This is a genomic window from Acinetobacter sp. VT 511, from assembly GCF_001077515.1.
Lineage (GTDB): Bacteria > Pseudomonadota > Gammaproteobacteria > Pseudomonadales > Moraxellaceae > Acinetobacter > Acinetobacter schindleri.
In genome coordinates this window covers 96,659-116,170 of sequence record NZ_LFRE01000094.1, presented here as the reverse complement: position 1 = coordinate 116,170, position 19,512 = coordinate 96,659, and the positions used below count along the sequence as shown (strand labels likewise).

The window sequence follows — 19,512 nt, the reverse complement described above, 5'->3', positions numbered from 1 at the left end:
AACAAAATGCTGCGAATTGAATCCATCGCAGCCTCTTATTTTAAAATGAAGTGACTTAGAGTTTAGGTTGTTGCATTAACTCAACCAGGGCCTGTGCAGCTTTGGACTGGGTACGTCCCGGATGCCAGACCATGCCAAGCTGACGATTCATTTCCAGAGGAATATCCAGCTGTTGCAAGTCATGATTTACAAGAGTTTGTGGTAGTACTGACCAGCCCAGACCAATGGAAACCAGCATGCGGATCGATTCGAGTGGATTATTACTCATGGTGATTTTTGGTTTGACGCCACGTTTCTCAAACTCTGCCATGGTAATTTGCGTGGTATAGGTTTGTGCAGACGGTAATAGGCTCGGGTAATGCACCAGATCTTCCAGTGACAGATTCTTCTGCTGGGCCAATGGATGAAATGGAGCAACTACAAACACCAATGGATCGTTCCAGATAGTCACATAGTTCAGCCGTTCATCGCCATGTGGAGGTAAAGTCAGGAAAGCCAGTTCCAAGTCACCGGCAATCACCTGTTCATGCGCCTGTTCAGAATCAACAAAGTGCACATCCAGGGTCACATCCGGATATTGCAGTACATACTGACGCAAATGTGCTGGAAGGTGATGCAGACCAATATGATGACTGGTACCAATTTTCAGTTTGCCCTGAATCTGGCCTTGCTCATGGCTGAGGGTATGGTGAATATCGCCCAGTTCATTCAGCCAGTTTTTCACTTTCGGTAATAGCGAATGCGCGGCATGGGTTGCTTGTACACCACGACCAGCTGATTCAAATAGCTTGACTCCAAAATACTCTTCCAGACTATGAATCCGTTTGGTCACGGCGGGTTGAGTAATAAAAAGCTGATCTGCCGCCAGAGAAATTGATCCGGTTTCCATGACTTTTACAAAGGCTTCAAAGGCTGCGAGATTCATCTTAATCACCTATAAAGATTTTTTATGCGTATCTCTATTGTTGTAATATTTTAAGAATAAATCAAAGGAAAAGTTGTATCTATTGCTGTAAAATCCGACATTCATTGATTGCTAATACAATAGATCGGTGGAAATGGCGGCTTGAACCCAGAAAAATATTTTATAAAAATCGGATATGCATCAATAAAAAAAGCCACCGAGGGTAAGCGGTGGCAAAACGAGGAATAAGGACAGAAAAGAATTTAGGCTGTGATTTCCTCATTATTGCTCTGTTCAGATTTAGCCTCCCAGGCTTTTTCGTGGAAGAAGAAAGCAACAGCCTGAACAGTCGGTTCTAATAAACTTAATGCAATTGCCATGGCTAAACTACCAGTCACAAAATAACCGACTAACATGGCTACCGTGATGTGCATGATGTAGTAGCTCAAGGTTTTCTTGAACATACGCTGATTATCTACAACAAATTTTTGAACGTGTGCCATGTCGATATTCCTCAAAAAAATAAATTCAATGTTTTCTGTATGAATAAATAATAATAATTCTCATTTAATTTGTAAAAACGTATATTTTGCAAAAAATGATCGGAAAATTAGATTAAATAAAAATCAATATTGGTCTGTTTAGAATCCAATTTTAAAGATTCCAAAAAGTTTATTAACTAATAAAAATGATAAATTAGATTTATGTGACCGCAGCGATATAATCAAAATTAGAGATAGAATTTACCCAGTCCAGTGGAGTACATCGACATGGCAGGCGAGACCCAAACAGCAAAAACATTATACGATAAGTTATGGGATGACCATTTAGTAAAACAGCGTGACGATGGTTCAGCTTTACTTTATATCGACCGTCATTTATTGCATGAAGTAACTTCTCCGCAGGCATTCGAAGGCTTACAACTGGCGGGTCGTAAACCATGGCGTTTAAGCGCGAACGTGGCGACGCCAGACCATAACGTACCGACTTCTACCAAAGAACGTTCAGAAGGTATTTCTGGGATTGAAGATGAAACTTCACGTATCCAGGTACAAACCTTAGATGACAACTGTAAAACCTTTAATGTGGTGCAGTTTGACATTAATGATGTTCGCCAAGGTATTGCACATGTTGTGGGTCCAGAACAGGGTTTGACCTTGCCAGGCATGACGGTGGTATGCGGTGACTCACATACTGCAACGCATGGTGCTTTCGGCTGTTTGGCACATGGTATCGGAACTTCTGAAGTTGAACATGTATTGGCAACTCAATGCCTGGTTCAAAAGAAAATGAAAAACATGTTGGTGCGCGTTGACGGCAAATTGGGTCAAGGCGTAACTCCAAAAGACGTGGTTTTAGCCATTATTGGCAAAATCGGGACTGCGGGCGGTACAGGCCATGCCATCGAATTTGGCGGTCAGGTCTTCCGCGACATGTCGATCGAAGGCCGTATGACCGTATGTAATATGGCGATCGAAGGCGGTGCCCGTGTTGGTATGGTCGCAGTTGATGATAAAACCATTGAATATGTGAAGAACCGTCCATATGCACCGAAAGGTGAGCAGTGGGATCAAGCAGTTGCTTACTGGAATACCTTGCATTCTGATGAAGGTGCGCACTTTGATACCGTTGTGGTATTACAAGGTGAAGAGATTGAACCACAAGTATCTTGGGGTACTTCTCCTGAAATGGTGATTCCAGTCTCTCAAGCAGTTCCAACGTTGGAACAAGCCAAAGATGACGTACAACGCAATGACTGGACACGTGCTTATCAATACATGGGTTTAACTGCTGGTCAGGCCTTGTCTGATATCCAGTTAGACCGTGTATTTATCGGCTCTTGTACCAATTCACGTATTGAAGATATTCGTGCTGCGGCTGAAGTGGCGAAAGGTAAAAAGGTTGCACCGAGCATTAAACAGGCGATGGTCGTTCCAGGTTCTGGTTTGGTCAAAGCACAAGCTGAAGCTGAAGGTTTAGATAAAATCCTGATTGAAGCAGGCTTTGAATGGCGTGAGCCGGGTTGTTCAATGTGTTTGGCCATGAACGCTGATAAGTTACAGCCGGGCGAGCACTGTGCATCTACCTCGAACCGTAACTTCGAAGGTCGTCAGGGCAATGGCGGTCGTACCCACTTGGTGAGCCCAGCAATGGCAGCAGCAGCAGCAATTGCCGGTCACTTTGTTGATGTACGTTCATTCTAAGTTTAAGCCCTCATCCCAACCTTCTCCCAGAGGGAGAAGGAGTACCCTCTCCTGTTAGGAGAGGGTTAGGGAGAGGTTACGGATTCAGTGAGAAATAATCATGAAAAAATATACCGTTGAACAAGGTATCGTTGCACCATTAGACCGTGCCAATGTAGATACCGACTTAATTATTCCAAAACAGTTTTTAAAATCGATCAAACGTACCGGTTTTGGTGAAAATTTATTTGATGAATTGCGTTACCTGGATGAAGGTTATTTAGGTCAGGATAATTCAAAACGTCCCTTAAACCCTGATTTTGAGTTAAACAAACCACGTTACCAAGGTGCATCAATTTTAATTTCACGTGCAAACTTCGGTTGTGGTTCAAGCCGCGAGCATGCGCCATGGGCATTGAATGAATACGGTTTCCGTACCGTCATTGCTCCGAGCTATGCGGATATTTTCTTCAATAACAGCTTTAAAAACGGCATGTTGCCAGTAATCCTGTCTGAAGAAATTGTTGATCAGTTATTTAGAGAATGCGCTGCGACTGAAGGTTATCAATTAACAATTGATCTTGCAGCGCAAGAAGTGCGTACCCCGTCAGGTGAAAGTTTCAAGTTTGAAGTTGATCCATTCCGCAAGCATTGTCTTTTAAACGGTTTGGATGACATCGGTTTAACTTTGCAGGATGCCGATGCGATTCGCGCTTATGAAGAAAAAACCAAAAAATCTCGCCCTTGGGTATTTGCAGAAATTAGTGGCTAAATCTAGTTAAATTGTCATAGCGGGAAAGTCTAACCCTTGCTAATATCGTGAAATCATGGAAATTTCGTTTGGGTTAGACATTCAGCATGGCCAGCTATTGGAAACAGTTATTTGCATTGGGTACGGTTTCGATGTTAATGACAGCATGTCAGACCATCGATACGATACAGTTGAAGAAATTGACAGATTCGGCTGTAAATAGTTCAGATGCCCTGATTTATTGTTCAGGTACCCACGATTGTAATTTTGAACGTATGGATGATATCAAGATCATCAATGCTGAAAAACGACATGTGGAGAGTGAAGCGCTCAAGCTCAAACTTGTGCGTTTACAAGCAAAAAGCCTGAAAGAGCCTAATCCGGTTTACCTGTCGGTACCCGCGGGGCAGCATGAACTGGTGGTACGCTTTTATCCGATTAGTCCGGATAAGGCCGAAGTTCTACATGTATTCCAGAACTTTCAGGCCAAGCATAAGTACACCTTTAAGATGTATCGCCAGCGCTCGACTCGAAACACCAGCTTATTGCAGGCCTCTGCACCGGATCCACTGTGTGTAGATCTGTTGCAAAACACCAAAATAATTCGACGCTTCTGCAAGCCATACAATGTTGAAACTGGCATTGCCGAGTTTGTAGAACAGAAAATTTAACCCAGTCAGCGAAATGCTGACTTTATAAATGGAATATCTCATGTCTAAACAAATTTTGATTTTAGCTGGTGACGGCATCGGTCCTGAAATTGTGAAAGCAGCAGAGCAAGTGCTGACTCGCGTAAATGAAAAATTTAATTTAGATCTAAGCTGGGAACATGGCCTGTTGGGTGGTGCTGCGATTGATGCACATGGTGCACCTTATCCAGATGTGACGTCTGAGCAGGCAAAAAAAGCTGATGCAATTCTGCTTGGCGCTGTGGGTGGTCCTAAATGGGATACGATTGAACGCTCAATTCGTCCTGAACGTGGTCTGTTAAAATTGCGTAGTGAACTGAACCTGTTCGCGAACCTGCGTCCGGCGATTCTCTATCCGCAACTTGCTGATGCGTCTAGCCTGAAACCTGAAATTGTAGCTGGTCTAGATATCCTGATCGTACGTGAATTGACAGGTGGTATCTACTTCGGTCAACCACGTGGTATCCGTGAATTGGAAAATGGTGAAAAACAAGGTTTTAACACTGATGTGTATTCAGAGTCTGAAATCAAGCGTATTGCCAAAGTTGCATTTGAACTTGCCGGTCTGCGTGGCGGTAAAGTATGTTCAGTCGATAAAGCAAACGTGCTTGAAGTGACTGAGCTTTGGAAACAAACCGTTACTGCATTGAAAGAAGAGCAATATCCAGACATCAACCTGTCGCATATGTATGTCGACAATGCTGCAATGCAGTTGGTACGTGCGCCTAAACAGTTTGACGTAATTGTCACTTCTAACCTGTTCGGTGACATTCTGTCTGACGAAGCAGCAATGTTAACGGGTTCAATTGGTATGTTGCCATCTGCTTCTCTAGATGAGAATGGCAAAGGCATGTATGAACCATGTCATGGTTCTGCACCAGACATCGCAGGTCAAAACCTAGCAAATCCATTGGCAACCATTCTGTCTGTTGCAATGATGCTGCGTTACACCTTCCGTGAAGAAGCGGCTGCAAAAGCAATTGAAGATGCAGTAGGTCATGTATTGGATCAAGGTTTACGTACTGCGGATATTATGTCCGAAGGCATGAGCAAAGTCGGTACAGTGGAAATGGGCCAGGCAGTAGTTGCTGCATTGAACTAAATTTCACTCCAGAACTGATCAATAAAAAACGCAGCTCAGGCTGCGTTTTTTTGTGTCTGCTGAATTAACAGGTTCGGCCGGTATATTTCACTGCTTGTGCAATATTGTCCTTGAGTTCAAAAACAATTTTACATTGCAGGTTTACGTCATAGCCACGCGATGGACTATGTGTCACCGGAATGGGTACTGTTCCAGTACCGGCAACCGGATGCTGAGCAACAGAGAGTGGAAGTGCAACGGGACGCTGCACGATATAGACCAGTTGCCCGGCTGAAAGTACGGGTTCATTTACCTGTTGGTAGCCGAGTTTGCTTAAATCCAGATTGGCATAAATGGTTTGGCTAGACTGTCCAATATACTGCTGTAAATAAGCGTCACGTTCGGCTTGAGACAGGGTAGGCGTATGCGTACATGCAGACAACAGCAGAAGCATGCCTGGTAATACGAGTTTTATTTGGCGAAATGCAGATAACATATTCTGACTCCTACAAAAGCCATTGCGGTTATTGTAGCGAGTAGAAAACGAGCTTATTGTTGTAATTTGACACACGGTAGAGAGAAGTATCCTGATAAATTGGACCTCTCATTAAATCCCATACAGGTTTTAAACTTCACTGGACATAGTTTAGCAAGCTTTACCGGTATAACGAATGTCCTGAACAATTTCATCTTTCAAGTCAAACCAGATTTGGCATTTCATCTTAATGTTATAACCTCCATTCGAAGGCATTGGAATTGGTACACCAGGGGAGATACTTTGACTAATATTAGGTGTACCCATCGGAATATTCACATCCCGGAAAATAGTATAACTGAGAAAGTCTGCTGTCTGAATGGGGTGCTGGGAGGTTTTAAATCCCATTGCACCAAGATCAAGTTGGCTGCGAACCTGTGCGGCAGTTTGACCGATATAGGGCTGTAGAGAATGATGCAGATGCTGATTGCTGCCTGTAGCACATGCAACAAAAGACAAGCTGGAAAGCAGAGTCAAATATTTCATATTCATTGTTTTTATAAATATTGTTTTAATTAAATTGAATAGTCTTGTAATTCTCAGGCTATGTCAATTTTTTTATTTATTGGTAAATAATGAATAATTAAAGTCACAAAAAAAGCCACCCTGATCAGTGGCTTTTTTTACTGACGCTAAATCTTAGCGTGCACGATAAGTGATGCGACCCTTAGTTAAGTCGTAAGGAGTCATCTCCACTTTTACACTGTCGCCAGTTAAAATACGGATGTAGTGTTTACGCATTTTACCAGAGATATGAGCAATCACTTCGTGACCGTTTTCTAAACGTACACGGAACATAGTATTAGGAAGCGTCTCGGTGACAACGCCTTCGAACTCGATGAGTTCCTCTTTATTGGCCATAGCCTACCTAAAAGAATAAATTAGAAAGGCGCAAATTATAGTCAATTTTTTCGTATAACACAAGGCATAGCAGGCTTTAGACTGATCATCTGAAAGCAAAATAAGCGAAGCATCAGTACAAATATTTTAACTAAAAAACTGCTTGTTGATGTTGTCACTTTGGTCAATCACAGTTAATCTAAAAAATATCTTTTTAGGTATAAATGAAGCACATACAAGGAAGGTTTTTGAGTGGGTCAGCTAACAGATGCATCGGTTGTACTGCGATTAGGCTACCAGGCGATACGTCGTGCGGGTTTGCCAACCGAAGAATTGCTTACTAAAGCAGGAGTTGCCTTAAACCAGGTTGAAGCCAATGACCGTACCCCGTTGAGTGCACAGTATGCATTCTGGGTCGCGGCAGAAGAGGTCAGCAAAGACCCTGATATCGGCTTACATTTGGGTGAACACCTGCCACTTTACCGTGGTCAGGTCATTGAGCATTTGTTTATTTCATCAGAAAATTTTGGTGAAGGGCTAAAACGTGCCTTGGCTTACCAGCGCCTCATCAGTGATGCCTTCCATGCGCAACTGGTCGTGGAAGATGACCGCTGTTATTTGACCAATGGTGAGCAGCTTTTTGCCGAAAACCTCGTCAATCGCCATTTCACTGAATGTGCTATGTCTGGTGTACTGCGTTTCTTTAAATTTATTACCGAAGGGCGTTTTGAGCCGATTTATATCGACTTCAATTTTTCTAAAGGCGCAACTGATGATGAATACTTCCGTGTCTATGAATGCCCAGTAAGTCTGGGACAGAAAGAAACACGTCTTTATTTTGATCCGAGTATTCTTGAATATCCGCTTTGGCAGGCAGAACCAGAATTACTCCAGCTGCATGAGCAGTTAGCAATTGAAAAGCTGCAAGAGCTGGCACGTTATGATCTGGTGGGTGAAGTGCGCCGTGCCATTGGCTCAACCTTGGAAAGTGGGGAAACCACGCTAGAAACAGTCGCTGCCCAGCTGAATATTACTCCCCGCCGTTTGCGTACCCAGTTGAGTGAAGCCAATACCAGTTTCCAGCAGATCCTTTCGGATTATCGTTGCCGTCTGGCTAAACGCTTACTGGCAGGCACCAGTGAAAGTGTAGAGCGGATTGTTTATCTCACCGGTTTTTCTGAACCAAGTACCTTCTATCGTGCTTTTAAGCGTTGGACCAATGAAACGCCAGTGGAATATAGAAAGCGCAAGCAGCGTTAAATCCCTCCTAACCTCCCTTTAAAAAAGGGAGGAATTTCCCCTCCTTCCAGAAGGGGGTAGGGGAGGTAAATTAATGAAAAGGATTCAATTATTCTGGCATGTTTAACCAATGTGGTCCTAAAGGCACTTTTGGTAAATTAAATTGCTCAGGATAATGCGCCTGAATAAAGTAGAGTCCATCTGGTGGTGCAGTCACACCTGCCGCTTTGCGGTCTTCCGCAGCAAAGATGACATCAATTTGATCGATATCATACATGCCCTGACCAATTTCCAGCAAACAGCCCATGATGTTGCGCACCATATGATGCAGGAAGCCATCAGCCTGAATATCCAGGACCAGATAGTGACCATGACGAATTAGGCGACAGTGATGCACATGGCGTACAGGTTGATTGGATTGACAGGCAGAGGCACGGAAACTTTCGAAATTATGTGTGCCTTCAAACTTTGTCGCAGCTTCAATCATCTTGTCGACATCTAAATCATAATAGATATGGGTGACCTGTTTATGCAATAGCGCAGAACGCACAGGGTGATTGTAGACTACATAACGATAACGACGGGCTTGGGCTTTAAAACGGGCATGGAAATCCATATCCATTTCCTGAATCCACTGAATTGCAATATCTTTAGGAAGCTGACTATTACAGCCGCGTAACCAGCCATATTCGGAGCGATCAGCAGAGGTATCGAAGTGAGCAACCATATTGGTGGCATGCACGCCGGCATCAGTTCGACCTGCACCATGCAGGATAATAGTTTCATTGGCGACTTTAGACAGAACCTTTTCAATCGTTTCCTGCACGCTTGCTACGTCGGGCTGTTGGGTTTGCCAACCTCTGTAGTGTGCTCCACTAAATTCAATACCGACTGCAAAACGCTGCATATTCACCTCAAGATTCAACTAATCAGACCAATGGTGATGCCATTGCTCCACGCTGTCGTATTGTAAATACATTTTCAGGGCTTTTGCATATAGATCGGCATGGCCATAGGCATCATTGAGTAAAATCCGGCAGTCCTGTACCCATTCTGCAATAGCATAGCGTTGGTCTGTGCTCCCGAAAGGTACCTGTGTAGTCAAAACTACAGCACAGCCAGCATTATAGAACTCATCAAAGAGCTGAATGAGATCAGGATTAACTGCGAGATTTCCCGTGCCAAAGCCCTGCAGAATCAGGAAGTCTGGAGGTAAAGCCAATAATTGCTTAAGGTTATGAAGCTGCTGATCTAGCCCAACTGGCTGCATCATTATACTCAGGCAATTAAATTGCTGTGCCTTAATCAAATCTTGTGCAGTAATGATATGTGTATATAGTTGCGGTGGAATTTTTACTTCTGCATCTATGCCAGCAAAGGCCTTGAGTTCAGTAGTATGTTGCTTTAACACTGTTCTGCCATGAACCAGTTCTTGGTTAAATGCCAGGTAAACGCCCGTTTCGACCTGCTGTACAGAATCTAGAGCAAAGCATAGGTTGTCCAAAGCATCACTAAATTCGCGTGGCTGTTTGCCAGCTGCATTTAATAATGGATACTGGCTACCGGTTAAAACCACATAGGCCGATTGCCCTAAAAGATGCGCCAGCACGGCACAGGCATAGCTCATGGTATCTGTACCATGAATGATAACAAAGCGCTGATAATTCTGAGCCTGCAGTTGCTGAATAAACTGAATCAAGGCTAGCCAGTCAGGAGCAGTACATGCACTGCTGTCCTTAATTACAGGGGCGCAGAAGCACTCTACCGAATGCGTGTCTTCATGCAATAAGTCTTTTAGTTTTATAAAAAAAGATTCGGCAGGCATAGGAGCAAGTGGATCACCAACGCATCCAAACGTACCTCCCATATAAATCAATGCAATATTTTTCATCATAAAAAAAGCAGCCATAGTGACTGCTTTAGTGTAGAACGAATTTACTTAAGAAGCGATTCGATTCAGTAATTGATCAACATGGGTACGTTGTTGTGGACTGTAGTCCGCTTCCTTTTCTGTCAGGATTTCACGTGCGGCATCATAGGCACCCAATTGAATATACTGCTCTGCCAATTCCAGATTTAATACTACCTCATCCGTTTCCGTTAATTCAGGGAATGATTGAACCAGTGGATCATTTTGATGAGCGCTTGAAGTAACGGGCGCAGATGGAATATCAAAACTGATTGCAGCACTGGCTGGTTTTTCAGGAACGGCATCTAGTTTAAAGTCCAATTCTGAGACAGCAGGTACTGCTGGACTTATAGGTTCATGTGTAGTTAAACCTGATAAATCAAATTCTGGTACTGCGATTTCTGGCTGAGTTTCTGTGGTTGACGTTGTATCTGCCGAGAAAGAAAAATCAAGAGGTTGAACTGATTCTGCAGTAGGTACTGGTGTCACTTCTGGTTTTTCTGAGCTGCCTAAGTCAAGCTTAAAGTCCATAACCGGTGCGGCAGTTTCAGCTTTTATCGAGCTATCTAAGTCAAAGCTAAAGTTTAGTGCAGATGTGGCAGTATCTGATGTTGTCTTCGGTGTAGGCTCAGATGCAGGAGCGTCAGAGAAGTTAAACTCTAAACCTGTAGCTCCTGGGAGATCCTGGGCTGCATCACTTGCCGGTTTAGTCAGAGTGGGCTCAAAATTAAATTCCAGCGGCTGGATATCATTCTGTGATGGCGCCGGCTCAAATACAGCTTTTTGAGGCTTATTTTCTTGTTGCAGTTCATCAAAAGCGAGGTCATTAACTACTGGGCTGTGGGTTGGGGATAGCTCTTCAAAGGCAGCAGTGTTGTCTATAGATGCTGTCTCAGTTACTGATGAGCCAGCGCTTAACTGTGCAGAAGGAAAATCAATTGTATCCTTGGTTGAAGTAGCTGAATTTTCAAACTCTGCCTTTTTAGTTTCTGCCTGCGCAAGAATGTCATCCAAACCGAGTGAACGGACATGTGTGATTAACTGAGAAATGGCAAATTCATCTTTCTGCTGAATATGGATATCAAGGAGCAACAGATACAGTTCATGCTGGCGGTTGTCTTTTTTGAGTGCCTGATTGATTTGCGCTTCAGCGGCAAAGAAATTTCCTTCATTGATCAGGCGCTCAATTTTCTTGCGCAGATCTGCTGAAAGAGCAATAGCTTCCTGAGGATTCGCTGCAACTTCTTCAACCACCCGGGTTTTTGCTGGGGTAGCCCGTGCTGAACTGGTGGTTTTTCTCGCTTTCGCTGTAGTTGCCTTTGGTTTATCTGACTCTTGAGCATCCTGACGTTTTTTGACTACGATCAGAACGATGATCAATAAAATTAATGGAATCACATAAATCAGCATGATAAGTACCCCTTAGAGATAGAGGGCTATATATCCACTCATCCCTGTAAATCAATGTATGTAATGATTAGTTAATTGGCTTTTTTATCTGCCTGTTGTGCTTTCAGCTGCTGTTGCAGTCGGGCAAGACGGGCATTTAATAATTGAATTCTCTGATCCTTCTGATTAAGCGCCAATTCTAATTCAGTTACGTTTCTCTGTAATTTAACGGTTTTTTCTCGAACTGTCATAACTTTTAATGACAACTCTTTCGAAGTTTGACGGTCTAATGTGTTTTGATTTGCAGAAAGTTGCTTAGTTTCTTGTTGGTTCTCAGCAACCAGGCTCATTTCAGCTTGATTTAAACGATATTTGGTACTGCCTTTAGCCTTATTCTGAACTTGTGCAAGCTCAGATGTCTTGACGGTAATTGGCTGTTTTTGTGCGGGCGCAATATTCAAATTCAGTGCCGCACCACGTTTCAGGCGATTCGCATCTCCGCCAATAAAGGCCTGTTCATTATTTTTTTTAATTTGCTGCATGACTTCACCGACACCGCGGTTTTGTTCCTGAGCAATACGTGCAGCAATTTTCCAGAGAGATTCATTGGATTGAACCACATAACTTGCTTTTGCAGTAGATGTCGGGCTCGCTTGAGGGGAGTGTTGCACTGGAGCCGAAGCTGCTTGAGGCGGTTTTTTAGGAGTAACTTGCTTCTGTTTTGCGACTTGTTCTTCGGCATATTTTTTAACTAATGGGTCGCTGGAATTCGATTGTGGCGCAGCAGCAGGATAGGTCGCCACTGGCTTTTGATTTTGTACTTTTTGAGCTGGTATATCTTGATTCTGCTGTGCAACAGGTGCTACTGATGTATCTTCCGCTACCTGAGTTTTTACTTGAGTTGTAGGGGTGGCAGGATTTTTTTGCAGACTATTTGGGACCAGAGGCTTTTGTTGAATAGCTGGTATTGCCGGTTCAGCGATTGATGTGGGTGTCGTCAAAGTACTTGTGACTGGACGCGTATTCACAGCTGTAATAGCTTCCTCAACCTTGGCTGGAGCCTGAACAGCGGGAGTCGTTATCGATGTTGTCTGAGGGATAGAGCTTGGTGATAATGGTGGTGGAGCAAGACGCTGTACAGCCAATAGTTTTTCCAGAGCCTTGGTATTCGCTGCTGCAGTCTTGTATTGCGTACTGACAGGTAAATTTAAACCAATTTCATTTTCATTCACCACCACGACTGGGGTTAATGTTCGTTCATTCGCGCTGATTGAAGCTTTTAGCAGATCTGTCTTGGGTTTGAGTGTGGTCTTGATGTGTTGTAAGCGTGCTGCATTGCCTTCTTTAACCTTAACTACAAAATTCAGATCATTTTGAGTGATTGGGCGTGAAGAGGTAATAGTAATCACACCTGTTCCATTGCTACTACGACGGGTAAAAAAATTAAGATGACCGGGAGGTTGATGCGTAGTGCCCAGCGTCATTAAATCTTCTGGCGTAGCTAAACTCACTTCAATCGGTATATTGATATCTGACTGACGGAAATTCATTTCCGCATAGAGTAATTCCCCGGGTGCCGATTGAACCTGAACTGGCTCAACCGTGATTGCAAAAACAGGCTGTGCAATCATCATGGTTAAAGTAGCAATTTTGAATTTTTTATATACAGTCATCTTCATTCTAGGCTCAGCATCGGTCATATTATAGGCAGTATGGCTCGATGATTGGGATGTCTATGTTTGTTCAACTATTTTCTTGATAGTGACACAAAAAAGCCGATCAATAAAGATCGGCTTTTAGATTGATTATAACGTGCTTAATTAAGCATTTTTATAATCGATCAGAATGCGTAGCATACGGCGTAAAGGCTCAGCAGCACCCCAAAGTAACTGGTCACCTACAGTGAATGCACCCAGGTATTCTTTACCCATGTTCATTTTACGCAGACGGCCGACTGGAACAGTCAATGTACCGGTTACTGCGACAGGCGTCAGATCAGTCATTGATGCTTCACGTGTATTTGGTACCACTTTGGCCCATTGGCTAGACTGACGAATCATATCTTCGATTTCATTCAAAGGTACGTCACGTTTTAGCTTCAAGGTAATTGCCTGAGAGTGACAGCGCATTGCACCGATACGTACACAGTGACCATCGATTGGAACGATCTGCTGGTTGCCGAGGATCTTGTTGGTTTCAACCTGACCTTTCCATTCTTCTTTCGACTGGCCGCTTTCCAGCTGCTTGTCGATATATGGAATCAGAGAACCAGCTAGCGGTACACCAAAGTTTGCAGACGGGAAGCCTTCACCACGTTGTAATTCAGCAATTTTAGAATCAATGTCCAAAATTGGAGAGCGTGGATCATCGAGTAGGTCTTTAGTATTGTTATACAGGTAACCCATGCCTGTGATCAGCTCACGCATGTTTTGTGCACCTGCACCAGATGCCGCCTGATAGGTCATCGAAGTTGCCCATTCCACCAGGTTGTTCTGGAAGAGAGAACCTAGGCCCATCAGCATCAGGGAAACCGTACAGTTACCGCCAACGAAAGTTTTAGTACCTTTCACTAGGCCATCTTTGATCACGTTCAGATTAACCGGGTCAAGTACAATGATTGCTTCATCATCCATACGCAGGGTAGACGCAGCGTCAATCCAGTAACCATTCCAGCCTGCAGCTTTCAGCTTAGGGAAAACCGCAGTGGTATAATCGCCACCTTGGCAGGTAATAATGACATCCATTTGCTTCAGACGATCAATGTCTGTCGCATCCATAAGTGCTGGGGCAGTTTTACCACCAAATGCCGGTGCTTCACCACCTGCATTACTGGTAGAGAAATAGAATGGCTCAAAATGAGCAAAATCATTCTCTTCAACCATACGTTGCATTAGGACGGAACCAACCATCCCGCGCCAACCGACCAGACCTACTTTCATGTCACTTTGCCTCGGTGCGTTAAAAAATTAAAGGGGGTTCGAGTGTACCAAAAAGGGACTCAACTGCAATAGCTACACAATAGAAACATCAATAATATTGAGCGAAATATCTTGTTTATGTTACATACAAAATTGATAACGCAGATTTTCTTCTAGAAAAAATAACAACATAGTAAAAGAGTCACTTTATGATTTTGTTTATTCAGATATTGTCAGTGCTGGTCATCTGGCTCAGTTTCTGGTCCCTGATTCCTCGTGATGAATGGTGGATCCGTGGCGCCGATTTCCCGCGACTACAAATTCTGATTATTGGCTTCATTGCACTAGGACTTTATATATTCTGGGAGCATTCCTGGACCTTGATAGACCAAATTATTTTTGTAGGACTGCTCGCGGCACAAGCCTACCAGTTGAAGATGGTATTGCCTTATACCTTTATCTGGAAGAAACAGGTGAAGAAGGTCAAACGGCAGCAACTGGATTCAAGCAAACAAATTTCTTTACTGGTTTCTAACGTGTTAATGACCAATGAAAAATATCATCTATTACTCGAACAAATTCAACATTTAGCTCCAGATCTGGTACTGACGCTGGAAACCAATTCAGAATGGCAGAAACAACTCTCAGTGATTGAAGCGGACTATCCCTACCGTGTACCTGTGCCCTTGGATAACCTGTATGGGATGCATCTCTACAGTAAATTAAAACTCAGCGACACCGAAGTGAAGTTTATTTTGAGTAATGAAATTCCTTCGATTCATACCACAGTCACTTTACGTTCTGGCCATCCGGTTCAGTTATATTGCCTACATCCAAAACCGCCAAGTCCGACTGAAGCCAAGGACTCGAAACTGCGTGATGCTGAATTGCTGATTGTTGGCGATCAAATCAAGGATCTCGATGAAAGCTGTATTGTGATGGGGGATCTGAATGATGTCGCCTGGTCACGTACTACACGTTTGTTTCAGCGTATTAGTGGCTTGCTCGACCCGCGTGTCGGGCGCCGTTATGTCAATACCTTTCATGCCGATTATCCGATGTTCCGCTGGTCACTTGACCATGTCTTCCACAGTACCGACTTTGCTTTAGTCCATATGGAGCGTTTGCCACATGTGGGCTCGGATCATTTTCCGGTGTTTGTGGTACTACAAACCGGGCGAGTCTTTGATCATGTACAAGAAGAACTGGAACAGACTGAAGAAGATGAGCAACAGGCTCAGGAAGCTATACAAGAAGGTATTGAAAAAGCTGAGAAAGAAGAAAAAATAGTCACGGATGAAATTGCTCAAACCTACAAAAAAGGTTCAAAAGTGTGATGGATTTATCGGAAAAGTGTACGAAATGGCTTACATAGATTGGGGTCTTAAACGATATTTATTCCTCGATGATTCCAATATTCTGCTTATATCAGCACAGGGAGTCGAGAAGGGAATTTCTCATAAGGAAGACGAAGCTGAATGAAGACATCATGGATACGATGATGAAATGGAAATCACAAAAAACCAAGAATTAAAATGTTGAAAGCACAACCTCATTAACCCGGGTTTTTACAGGATGTAGAGCCCGGGTTAAACTATTTTAGAGCTTTAATTTTCTTTTTTATTTAATTGATTATTAAAACAATTTTTCGAGTTTAAATAATTTCTGGAAAACGTGTATGCAGTTTATTACTTCTGACAGTGATTTAGCCCAGGAATTTGAAATATTTGAACTCTATAATACCAATCAATGGTCAGCAGCTAAAAAAACCGCAACTGCTTTTAGAAGCCTTGAACCATTCTCATAGTCTTGTGACTGCCGGTATAAATGGTTGACTGGTTGGACTCGGCAATGCCATTTCTGATGGCTATCTGGTGATGTATTTTCCCATTTACTGGTTCATCCAGAATTACAAGGGTAGGGCATTGGTCGCCGAATTATGCAGGCCATGCTAGAGCGTTATTCAGGATTTCATCAAAAAATTTTAGTTGCTGACCAGCATGCTACCGGCTTTTATCAGGCTTTAGCTATGTTGGTCATACTGAAGCCATGTGGATTTATCAGGAAATAAATCATTAATCCATGATGAAAGAGTTCGAGAACTCAATAAATCGAATCATAACCCTGTGGGCGGGTCTTAAAACGGCGATGGAACCACATATATTGCGTTGGGGCGATCCGTAACTGGCGTTCAATAATCTGGTTCACGCGAGTGGCATCATCCAGTTCATCTGCGCTTGGCAGGTTTTCAACGGGTGGCTCAATCAGGACATGATATTTTGGATTTTTGATATCGCCGTGACGGTAGAAATACAATGGGATCGCAGCGGCTTTGGTCATTTTTAATAAACGACGGTGTGCGGTCACGGTTGCAGCAGGAACGCCAAAAAATGGTGCCATTACGCCTTGTTTTAAACCGAAATCCTGATCCGGGCTGTACCAGATCGCATGTCCATTTTTCAGATTACGCACCAGACCACGCATATCATCATGGTCAATCTGGTTGGCATAAATTGTGGCGCGGCAGCGATAAATCAGCATATCCAGCAAGGGGTTATTCTGCGGACGATAGACGACATCCGGTTCAAAATATTGGGCACACAGGTAGCCGCCAGCATCCAGCAGGGTAGAGTGCGTACCGAGTAATAATGCACCTTTTCCTTCAGCTTGTGCTTGCTGGATATATTCCAGACCTTCAATAGTTACACGGCCTTTAAACCATTTTGGCGTGTACCAGGCATTTAAGGTTTCAAACACACCGAGCATCTGGTCAATAAAGACCTGACGGGAATTTTCCTGCACTTCTTGCGCAGACCATTCTGGAAAACACACTTCCAGATTGCGCACTGTAGTTTCACGGCGAGATTTGAGATATTTAAAACTTAAGCTACCCAGTAAAGAAGCCAGACGGTACTGAATCGCCCAAGGTAAAATCGCCAGAATCATCAGGAATACAATGCCAATCCATATGCCCCAATACTGGGGATACAGGAAGGCCCATTGAAATTCACCGGGTTGGTAATCTGGCTTTTTACTCATAATCTGCTATTTAAACCTCAAGATATCTGCAGTGTAGCAGAAGAGCTTTTTGAAACAAAAAAGTGAAAATAAAAAAGCATCTGTATGAATACAGATGCTTAGCATTTAAGAGGGAAGAAAATTAACCTTTAGTCATATTTTCCAGCTCATCCCAACGTTCCATTTTTTCCAGCAAAATCTCGTCAATTTCACCTAGACGTTCAGATGCCTTGGTCGCTGCTGCTGCATCTTTCACAAACCATGAGCTATCTGCCAGTTTGTCAGAAAGTTCAGCCTGTTCACTTTCCAGTGCTTCGATTTCTGCAGGCAATTGTTCAAGTTCACGTTGATCTTTGTAGCTGAGTTTCACCTTTTTCGGTGCAGGAGCAGCCGCTGCCGCTTCAGCTTTGGCTGCAGCTTTTTTAACGGCAGATTTTTGATCGACCGCTGTCTGGTTCGGACGTTGCTCTAAATAATCCTGATAACCACCGATATATTCATCGATATTGCCTTTACCATCAAATACCCAGGTTGAGGTCACGACATTGTCCATAAAGGCACGGTCATGCGAGATCAGCAGTAATGTGCCTTTATAGCCACTTAACATTTCTTCTAATAGTTCAAGGGTCACCATATCCAGATCATTGGTTGGTTCGTCCATCACAATCAGGTTTGATGGTTTAAGCAACAGTTTTGCCAGCAAAATACGGTTACGTTCACCACCAGACAGCGCTTTTACCGGTGTACGGGCACGTTCAGGCGAGAACAGGAAATCTTGTAAATAGCTATAGATATGACGACGACTGCCATTGATATCGACATGGTCCGAACCTTCAGCGACGTTATCTTTTACCGATTTTTCCAGATCCAATACGTTACGTAACTGGTCAAAATAAGCCACTTCAAGCTGTGTACCAGTTTTCACCGTACCGCCATGCTCAAGCTGGCCTAAAATCGCTTTAATCAGTGTGGTTTTACCAACACCGTTATCACCGACTAAACCAATACGATCGCCACGCATTACCAGTGCCGAGAAGTCATTAATGATTGGTGCATTGTCACCAAATTTCACGCTGAGATGTTCAATCTCAAATACGACTTTACCAGAACGGCTCGCATCCTGAGTTGCCATGCTCACTTTACCTTGTTGTGAGCGGCGTGCTTTTGATTCTTCGCGTAATGCTTTAAGCGCACGGACACGACCTTCGTTACGGGTACGACGCGCTTTAATCCCTTGGCGAATCCATACTTCCTCTTCAGCAAGACGCTTGTCAAACAGCGCATTCTGCTTTTCTTCGGCTTCCATCTGCTGGGCTTTAAGCTCGAGGTAACGTGAATAGTTACCTTCGTAGCTACGCAATGTACCACGGTCCAGTTCAACAATACGGGTTGCAATGCTGTCTACAAATGAACGGTCATGCGAAATAAACAGGAGGGTTAAATTATTTTGATCGAGCAGGAATTTCTCTAACCATTCAATACTCTCAACGTCCAGATGGTTGGTCGGTTCATCAAGTAACAGAACGTCTGGTTGGGTCAGCAGGGCACGAGCCAGCAGCACACGACGCTTACGGCCACCGGATAAATCGGCAAGGTCTGCATCCGGATCCAGGCCCATTTTACTCAGGATAGAGTTCACCTTGGTTTCTAAAGCCCAGCCATCCAGCTGATCCATCTTGTGCTGCAATGAACCCATGCGGTCACAAGCTTCCATATCACCCAGTACGCAGGCTTCGCTGGCTTCATGATAAGCACGTAGAACTTCTGATGCTTCACCTGCGCCATCCGCCACGATATCGGCGACTTTGCCTGAATCCATCGGCACGTCTTGGGCCAACATGGAAATTGTGATGCCATTTTGTAAGGAAACTTCACCACTGTCAGGTAACAGGCTTCCTTCAATCAGTTTAAGTAAGGTAGACTTACCTTCACCATTACGGCCAATCAAACACACTCGTTCACCGCGTTCTAAATTAAAGTTAGCGCCGTCGAGCAGTGCAGGTCCACCAAACGCGAGTTGGACATCCCTAAGGGTAATATAGGCCATAATGGTTTC

General features: G+C 43.6%; 19 protein-coding genes. 7 read left to right on the top strand and 12 right to left on the bottom strand.

Translation table 11 applies throughout. The features are described 5' to 3' along the window. Positions 1 to 55: 55 nt before the first annotated feature. Together ACS72_RS15075 and ACS72_RS15070 are read right to left on the bottom strand one after the other, a co-directional pair. Positions 56 to 925: a LysR family transcriptional regulator gene (locus tag ACS72_RS15075; protein WP_004813333.1), complete on the bottom strand. Its 870-nt coding sequence runs from the start codon at positions 923 to 925 to the stop codon at positions 56 to 58. Positions 926 to 1,167: 242 nt separating this feature from the next. After that, positions 1,168 to 1,407 carry a DUF2061 domain-containing protein gene (locus tag ACS72_RS15070; RefSeq protein ID WP_048882557.1) on the bottom strand — a complete coding sequence of 80 codons (240 nt, stop codon included), beginning with the start codon at positions 1,405 to 1,407 and terminating at the stop codon, positions 1,168 to 1,170. Between the two features lie 267 nt (positions 1,408 to 1,674). Between ACS72_RS15070 and leuC the strand changes: the two genes are divergently transcribed. The 4 genes from leuC to leuB all read left to right on the top strand — a co-directional run bounded on the left by leuC (position 1,675) and on the right by leuB (position 5,629). Next, positions 1,675 to 3,108, top strand: a complete 1,434-nt coding sequence (gene leuC / locus ACS72_RS15065) for a 3-isopropylmalate dehydratase large subunit (protein ID WP_048882556.1) — start codon at positions 1,675 to 1,677, stop codon at positions 3,106 to 3,108. A gap of 100 nt (positions 3,109 to 3,208) precedes the next feature. Beyond that, on the top strand, positions 3,209 to 3,859 hold the full coding sequence (leuD, locus tag ACS72_RS15060; protein ID WP_048882555.1) for a 3-isopropylmalate dehydratase small subunit: 651 nt from the start codon (positions 3,209 to 3,211) through the stop codon (positions 3,857 to 3,859). Between the two features lie 86 nt (positions 3,860 to 3,945). Then, entirely contained in the window at positions 3,946 to 4,509 is a 564-nt protein-coding gene (locus ACS72_RS15055; protein WP_004890345.1) for a hypothetical protein, read from the top strand. A 40-nt stretch (positions 4,510 to 4,549) separates the two neighbouring features. After that, complete coding sequence (leuB, locus tag ACS72_RS15050) at positions 4,550 to 5,629, top strand: 3-isopropylmalate dehydrogenase (RefSeq protein WP_004890344.1); 1,080 nt, start codon at positions 4,550 to 4,552, stop codon at positions 5,627 to 5,629. Positions 5,630 to 5,693: 64 nt separating this feature from the next. Here the strand turns inward: leuB and ACS72_RS15045 are convergent, their stop codons facing one another. From ACS72_RS15045 to infA, 3 genes are all read right to left on the bottom strand, one after another. Further along, entirely contained in the window at positions 5,694 to 6,104 is a 411-nt protein-coding gene (locus ACS72_RS15045) for a hypothetical protein (RefSeq protein WP_008303312.1), read from the bottom strand. Positions 6,105 to 6,254: 150 nt separating this feature from the next. Further along, positions 6,255 to 6,635: a hypothetical protein gene (locus ACS72_RS15040; protein ID WP_048882554.1), complete on the bottom strand. Its 381-nt coding sequence runs from the start codon at positions 6,633 to 6,635 to the stop codon at positions 6,255 to 6,257. 147 nt (positions 6,636 to 6,782) lie between these two features. After that, the gene (gene infA, locus ACS72_RS15035) at positions 6,783 to 7,004 is read right to left on the bottom strand and encodes a translation initiation factor IF-1 (RefSeq protein ID WP_001284370.1); all 222 of its coding nucleotides are present in this window, start codon (positions 7,002 to 7,004) and stop codon (positions 6,783 to 6,785) included. A gap of 231 nt (positions 7,005 to 7,235) precedes the next feature. Here infA and ACS72_RS15030 point away from each other — a divergent pair, with 231 nt between their 5' ends. Then, positions 7,236 to 8,243, top strand: coding sequence for an AraC family transcriptional regulator (locus ACS72_RS15030; protein ID WP_048882553.1), 1,008 nt, complete (start codon positions 7,236 to 7,238; stop codon positions 8,241 to 8,243). 88 nt (positions 8,244 to 8,331) lie between these two features. Here the strand turns inward: ACS72_RS15030 and truA are convergent, their stop codons facing one another. From truA to asd, 5 genes are all read right to left on the bottom strand, one after another. Continuing rightward, complete coding sequence (truA, locus tag ACS72_RS15025) at positions 8,332 to 9,129, bottom strand: tRNA pseudouridine(38-40) synthase TruA (RefSeq protein ID WP_048882552.1); 798 nt, start codon at positions 9,127 to 9,129, stop codon at positions 8,332 to 8,334. 18 nt (positions 9,130 to 9,147) lie between these two features. Continuing rightward, positions 9,148 to 10,131 carry an asparaginase gene (locus ACS72_RS15020; protein WP_048882551.1) on the bottom strand — a complete coding sequence of 328 codons (984 nt, stop codon included), beginning with the start codon at positions 10,129 to 10,131 and terminating at the stop codon, positions 9,148 to 9,150. 30 nt (positions 10,132 to 10,161) lie between these two features. Then, positions 10,162 to 11,541, bottom strand: a complete 1,380-nt coding sequence (locus ACS72_RS15015) for a hypothetical protein (RefSeq protein WP_048882550.1) — start codon at positions 11,539 to 11,541, stop codon at positions 10,162 to 10,164. A gap of 71 nt (positions 11,542 to 11,612) precedes the next feature. Beyond that, a complete protein-coding gene (locus tag ACS72_RS15010; RefSeq protein WP_081405875.1) occupies positions 11,613 to 13,199 on the bottom strand; it encodes a hypothetical protein in 1,587 nt (528 codons plus the stop codon). A 141-nt stretch (positions 13,200 to 13,340) separates the two neighbouring features. Beyond that, positions 13,341 to 14,459: an aspartate-semialdehyde dehydrogenase gene (gene asd / locus ACS72_RS15005; RefSeq protein ID WP_048882548.1), complete on the bottom strand. Its 1,119-nt coding sequence runs from the start codon at positions 14,457 to 14,459 to the stop codon at positions 13,341 to 13,343. Between the two features lie 191 nt (positions 14,460 to 14,650). Here asd and ACS72_RS15000 point away from each other — a divergent pair, with 191 nt between their 5' ends. Further along, the gene (locus ACS72_RS15000) at positions 14,651 to 15,775 is read left to right on the top strand and encodes an endonuclease/exonuclease/phosphatase family protein (RefSeq protein ID WP_171249876.1); all 1,125 of its coding nucleotides are present in this window, start codon (positions 14,651 to 14,653) and stop codon (positions 15,773 to 15,775) included. 341 nt (positions 15,776 to 16,116) lie between these two features. Beyond that, positions 16,117 to 16,245, top strand: a complete 129-nt coding sequence (locus ACS72_RS18915) for a hypothetical protein (protein ID WP_265735833.1) — start codon at positions 16,117 to 16,119, stop codon at positions 16,243 to 16,245. A gap of 296 nt (positions 16,246 to 16,541) precedes the next feature. On the opposite strand, the gene ACS72_RS14990 is transcribed toward ACS72_RS18915, so the two are convergent. Together ACS72_RS14990 and ACS72_RS14985 are read right to left on the bottom strand one after the other, a co-directional pair. After that, positions 16,542 to 17,477 (bottom strand): lauroyl acyltransferase, encoded by a 936-nt coding sequence (locus ACS72_RS14990; protein WP_048882545.1) that lies wholly within the window; start codon positions 17,475 to 17,477, stop codon positions 16,542 to 16,544. A gap of 121 nt (positions 17,478 to 17,598) precedes the next feature. After that, positions 17,599 to 19,503: an ATP-binding cassette domain-containing protein gene (locus ACS72_RS14985; RefSeq protein ID WP_048882544.1), complete on the bottom strand. Its 1,905-nt coding sequence runs from the start codon at positions 19,501 to 19,503 to the stop codon at positions 17,599 to 17,601. Between the last annotated feature and the right edge of the window lie 9 nt (positions 19,504 to 19,512).

Bases quoted from the DNA above. Each gene is read 5' to 3' on its own strand.
- ACS72_RS15075 (WP_004813333.1), bottom strand. From the start codon at position 925: ATGAATCTCGCAGCCTTTGAAGCCTTTGTAAAAGTCATGGAAACCGGA.
- ACS72_RS15070 (WP_048882557.1), bottom strand. From the start codon at position 1,407: ATGGCACACGTTCAAAAATTTGTTGTAGATAATCAGCGTATGTTCAAG.
- leuC (WP_048882556.1), top strand. From the start codon at position 1,675: ATGGCAGGCGAGACCCAAACAGCAAAAACATTATACGATAAGTTATGG.
- leuD (WP_048882555.1), top strand. From the start codon at position 3,209: ATGAAAAAATATACCGTTGAACAAGGTATCGTTGCACCATTAGACCGT.
- ACS72_RS15055 (WP_004890345.1), top strand. From the start codon at position 3,946: ATGGCCAGCTATTGGAAACAGTTATTTGCATTGGGTACGGTTTCGATG.
- leuB (WP_004890344.1), top strand. From the start codon at position 4,550: ATGTCTAAACAAATTTTGATTTTAGCTGGTGACGGCATCGGTCCTGAA.
- ACS72_RS15045 (WP_008303312.1), bottom strand. From the start codon at position 6,104: ATGTTATCTGCATTTCGCCAAATAAAACTCGTATTACCAGGCATGCTT.
- ACS72_RS15040 (WP_048882554.1), bottom strand. From the start codon at position 6,635: ATGAATATGAAATATTTGACTCTGCTTTCCAGCTTGTCTTTTGTTGCA.
- infA (WP_001284370.1), bottom strand. From the start codon at position 7,004: ATGGCCAATAAAGAGGAACTCATCGAGTTCGAAGGCGTTGTCACCGAG.
- truA (WP_048882552.1), bottom strand. From the start codon at position 9,129: ATGCAGCGTTTTGCAGTCGGTATTGAATTTAGTGGAGCACACTACAGA.
- ACS72_RS15020 (WP_048882551.1), bottom strand. From the start codon at position 10,131: ATGGCTGCTTTTTTTATGATGAAAAATATTGCATTGATTTATATGGGA.
- ACS72_RS15015 (WP_048882550.1), bottom strand. From the start codon at position 11,541: ATGCTGATTTATGTGATTCCATTAATTTTATTGATCATCGTTCTGATC.
- ACS72_RS15010 (WP_081405875.1), bottom strand. From the start codon at position 13,199: ATGAAGATGACTGTATATAAAAAATTCAAAATTGCTACTTTAACCATG.
- asd (WP_048882548.1), bottom strand. From the start codon at position 14,459: ATGAAAGTAGGTCTGGTCGGTTGGCGCGGGATGGTTGGTTCCGTCCTA.
- ACS72_RS18915 (WP_265735833.1), top strand. From the start codon at position 16,117: ATGCAGTTTATTACTTCTGACAGTGATTTAGCCCAGGAATTTGAAATA.
- ACS72_RS14990 (WP_048882545.1), bottom strand. From the start codon at position 17,477: ATGAGTAAAAAGCCAGATTACCAACCCGGTGAATTTCAATGGGCCTTC.
- ACS72_RS14985 (WP_048882544.1), bottom strand. From the start codon at position 19,503: ATGGCCTATATTACCCTTAGGGATGTCCAACTCGCGTTTGGTGGACCT.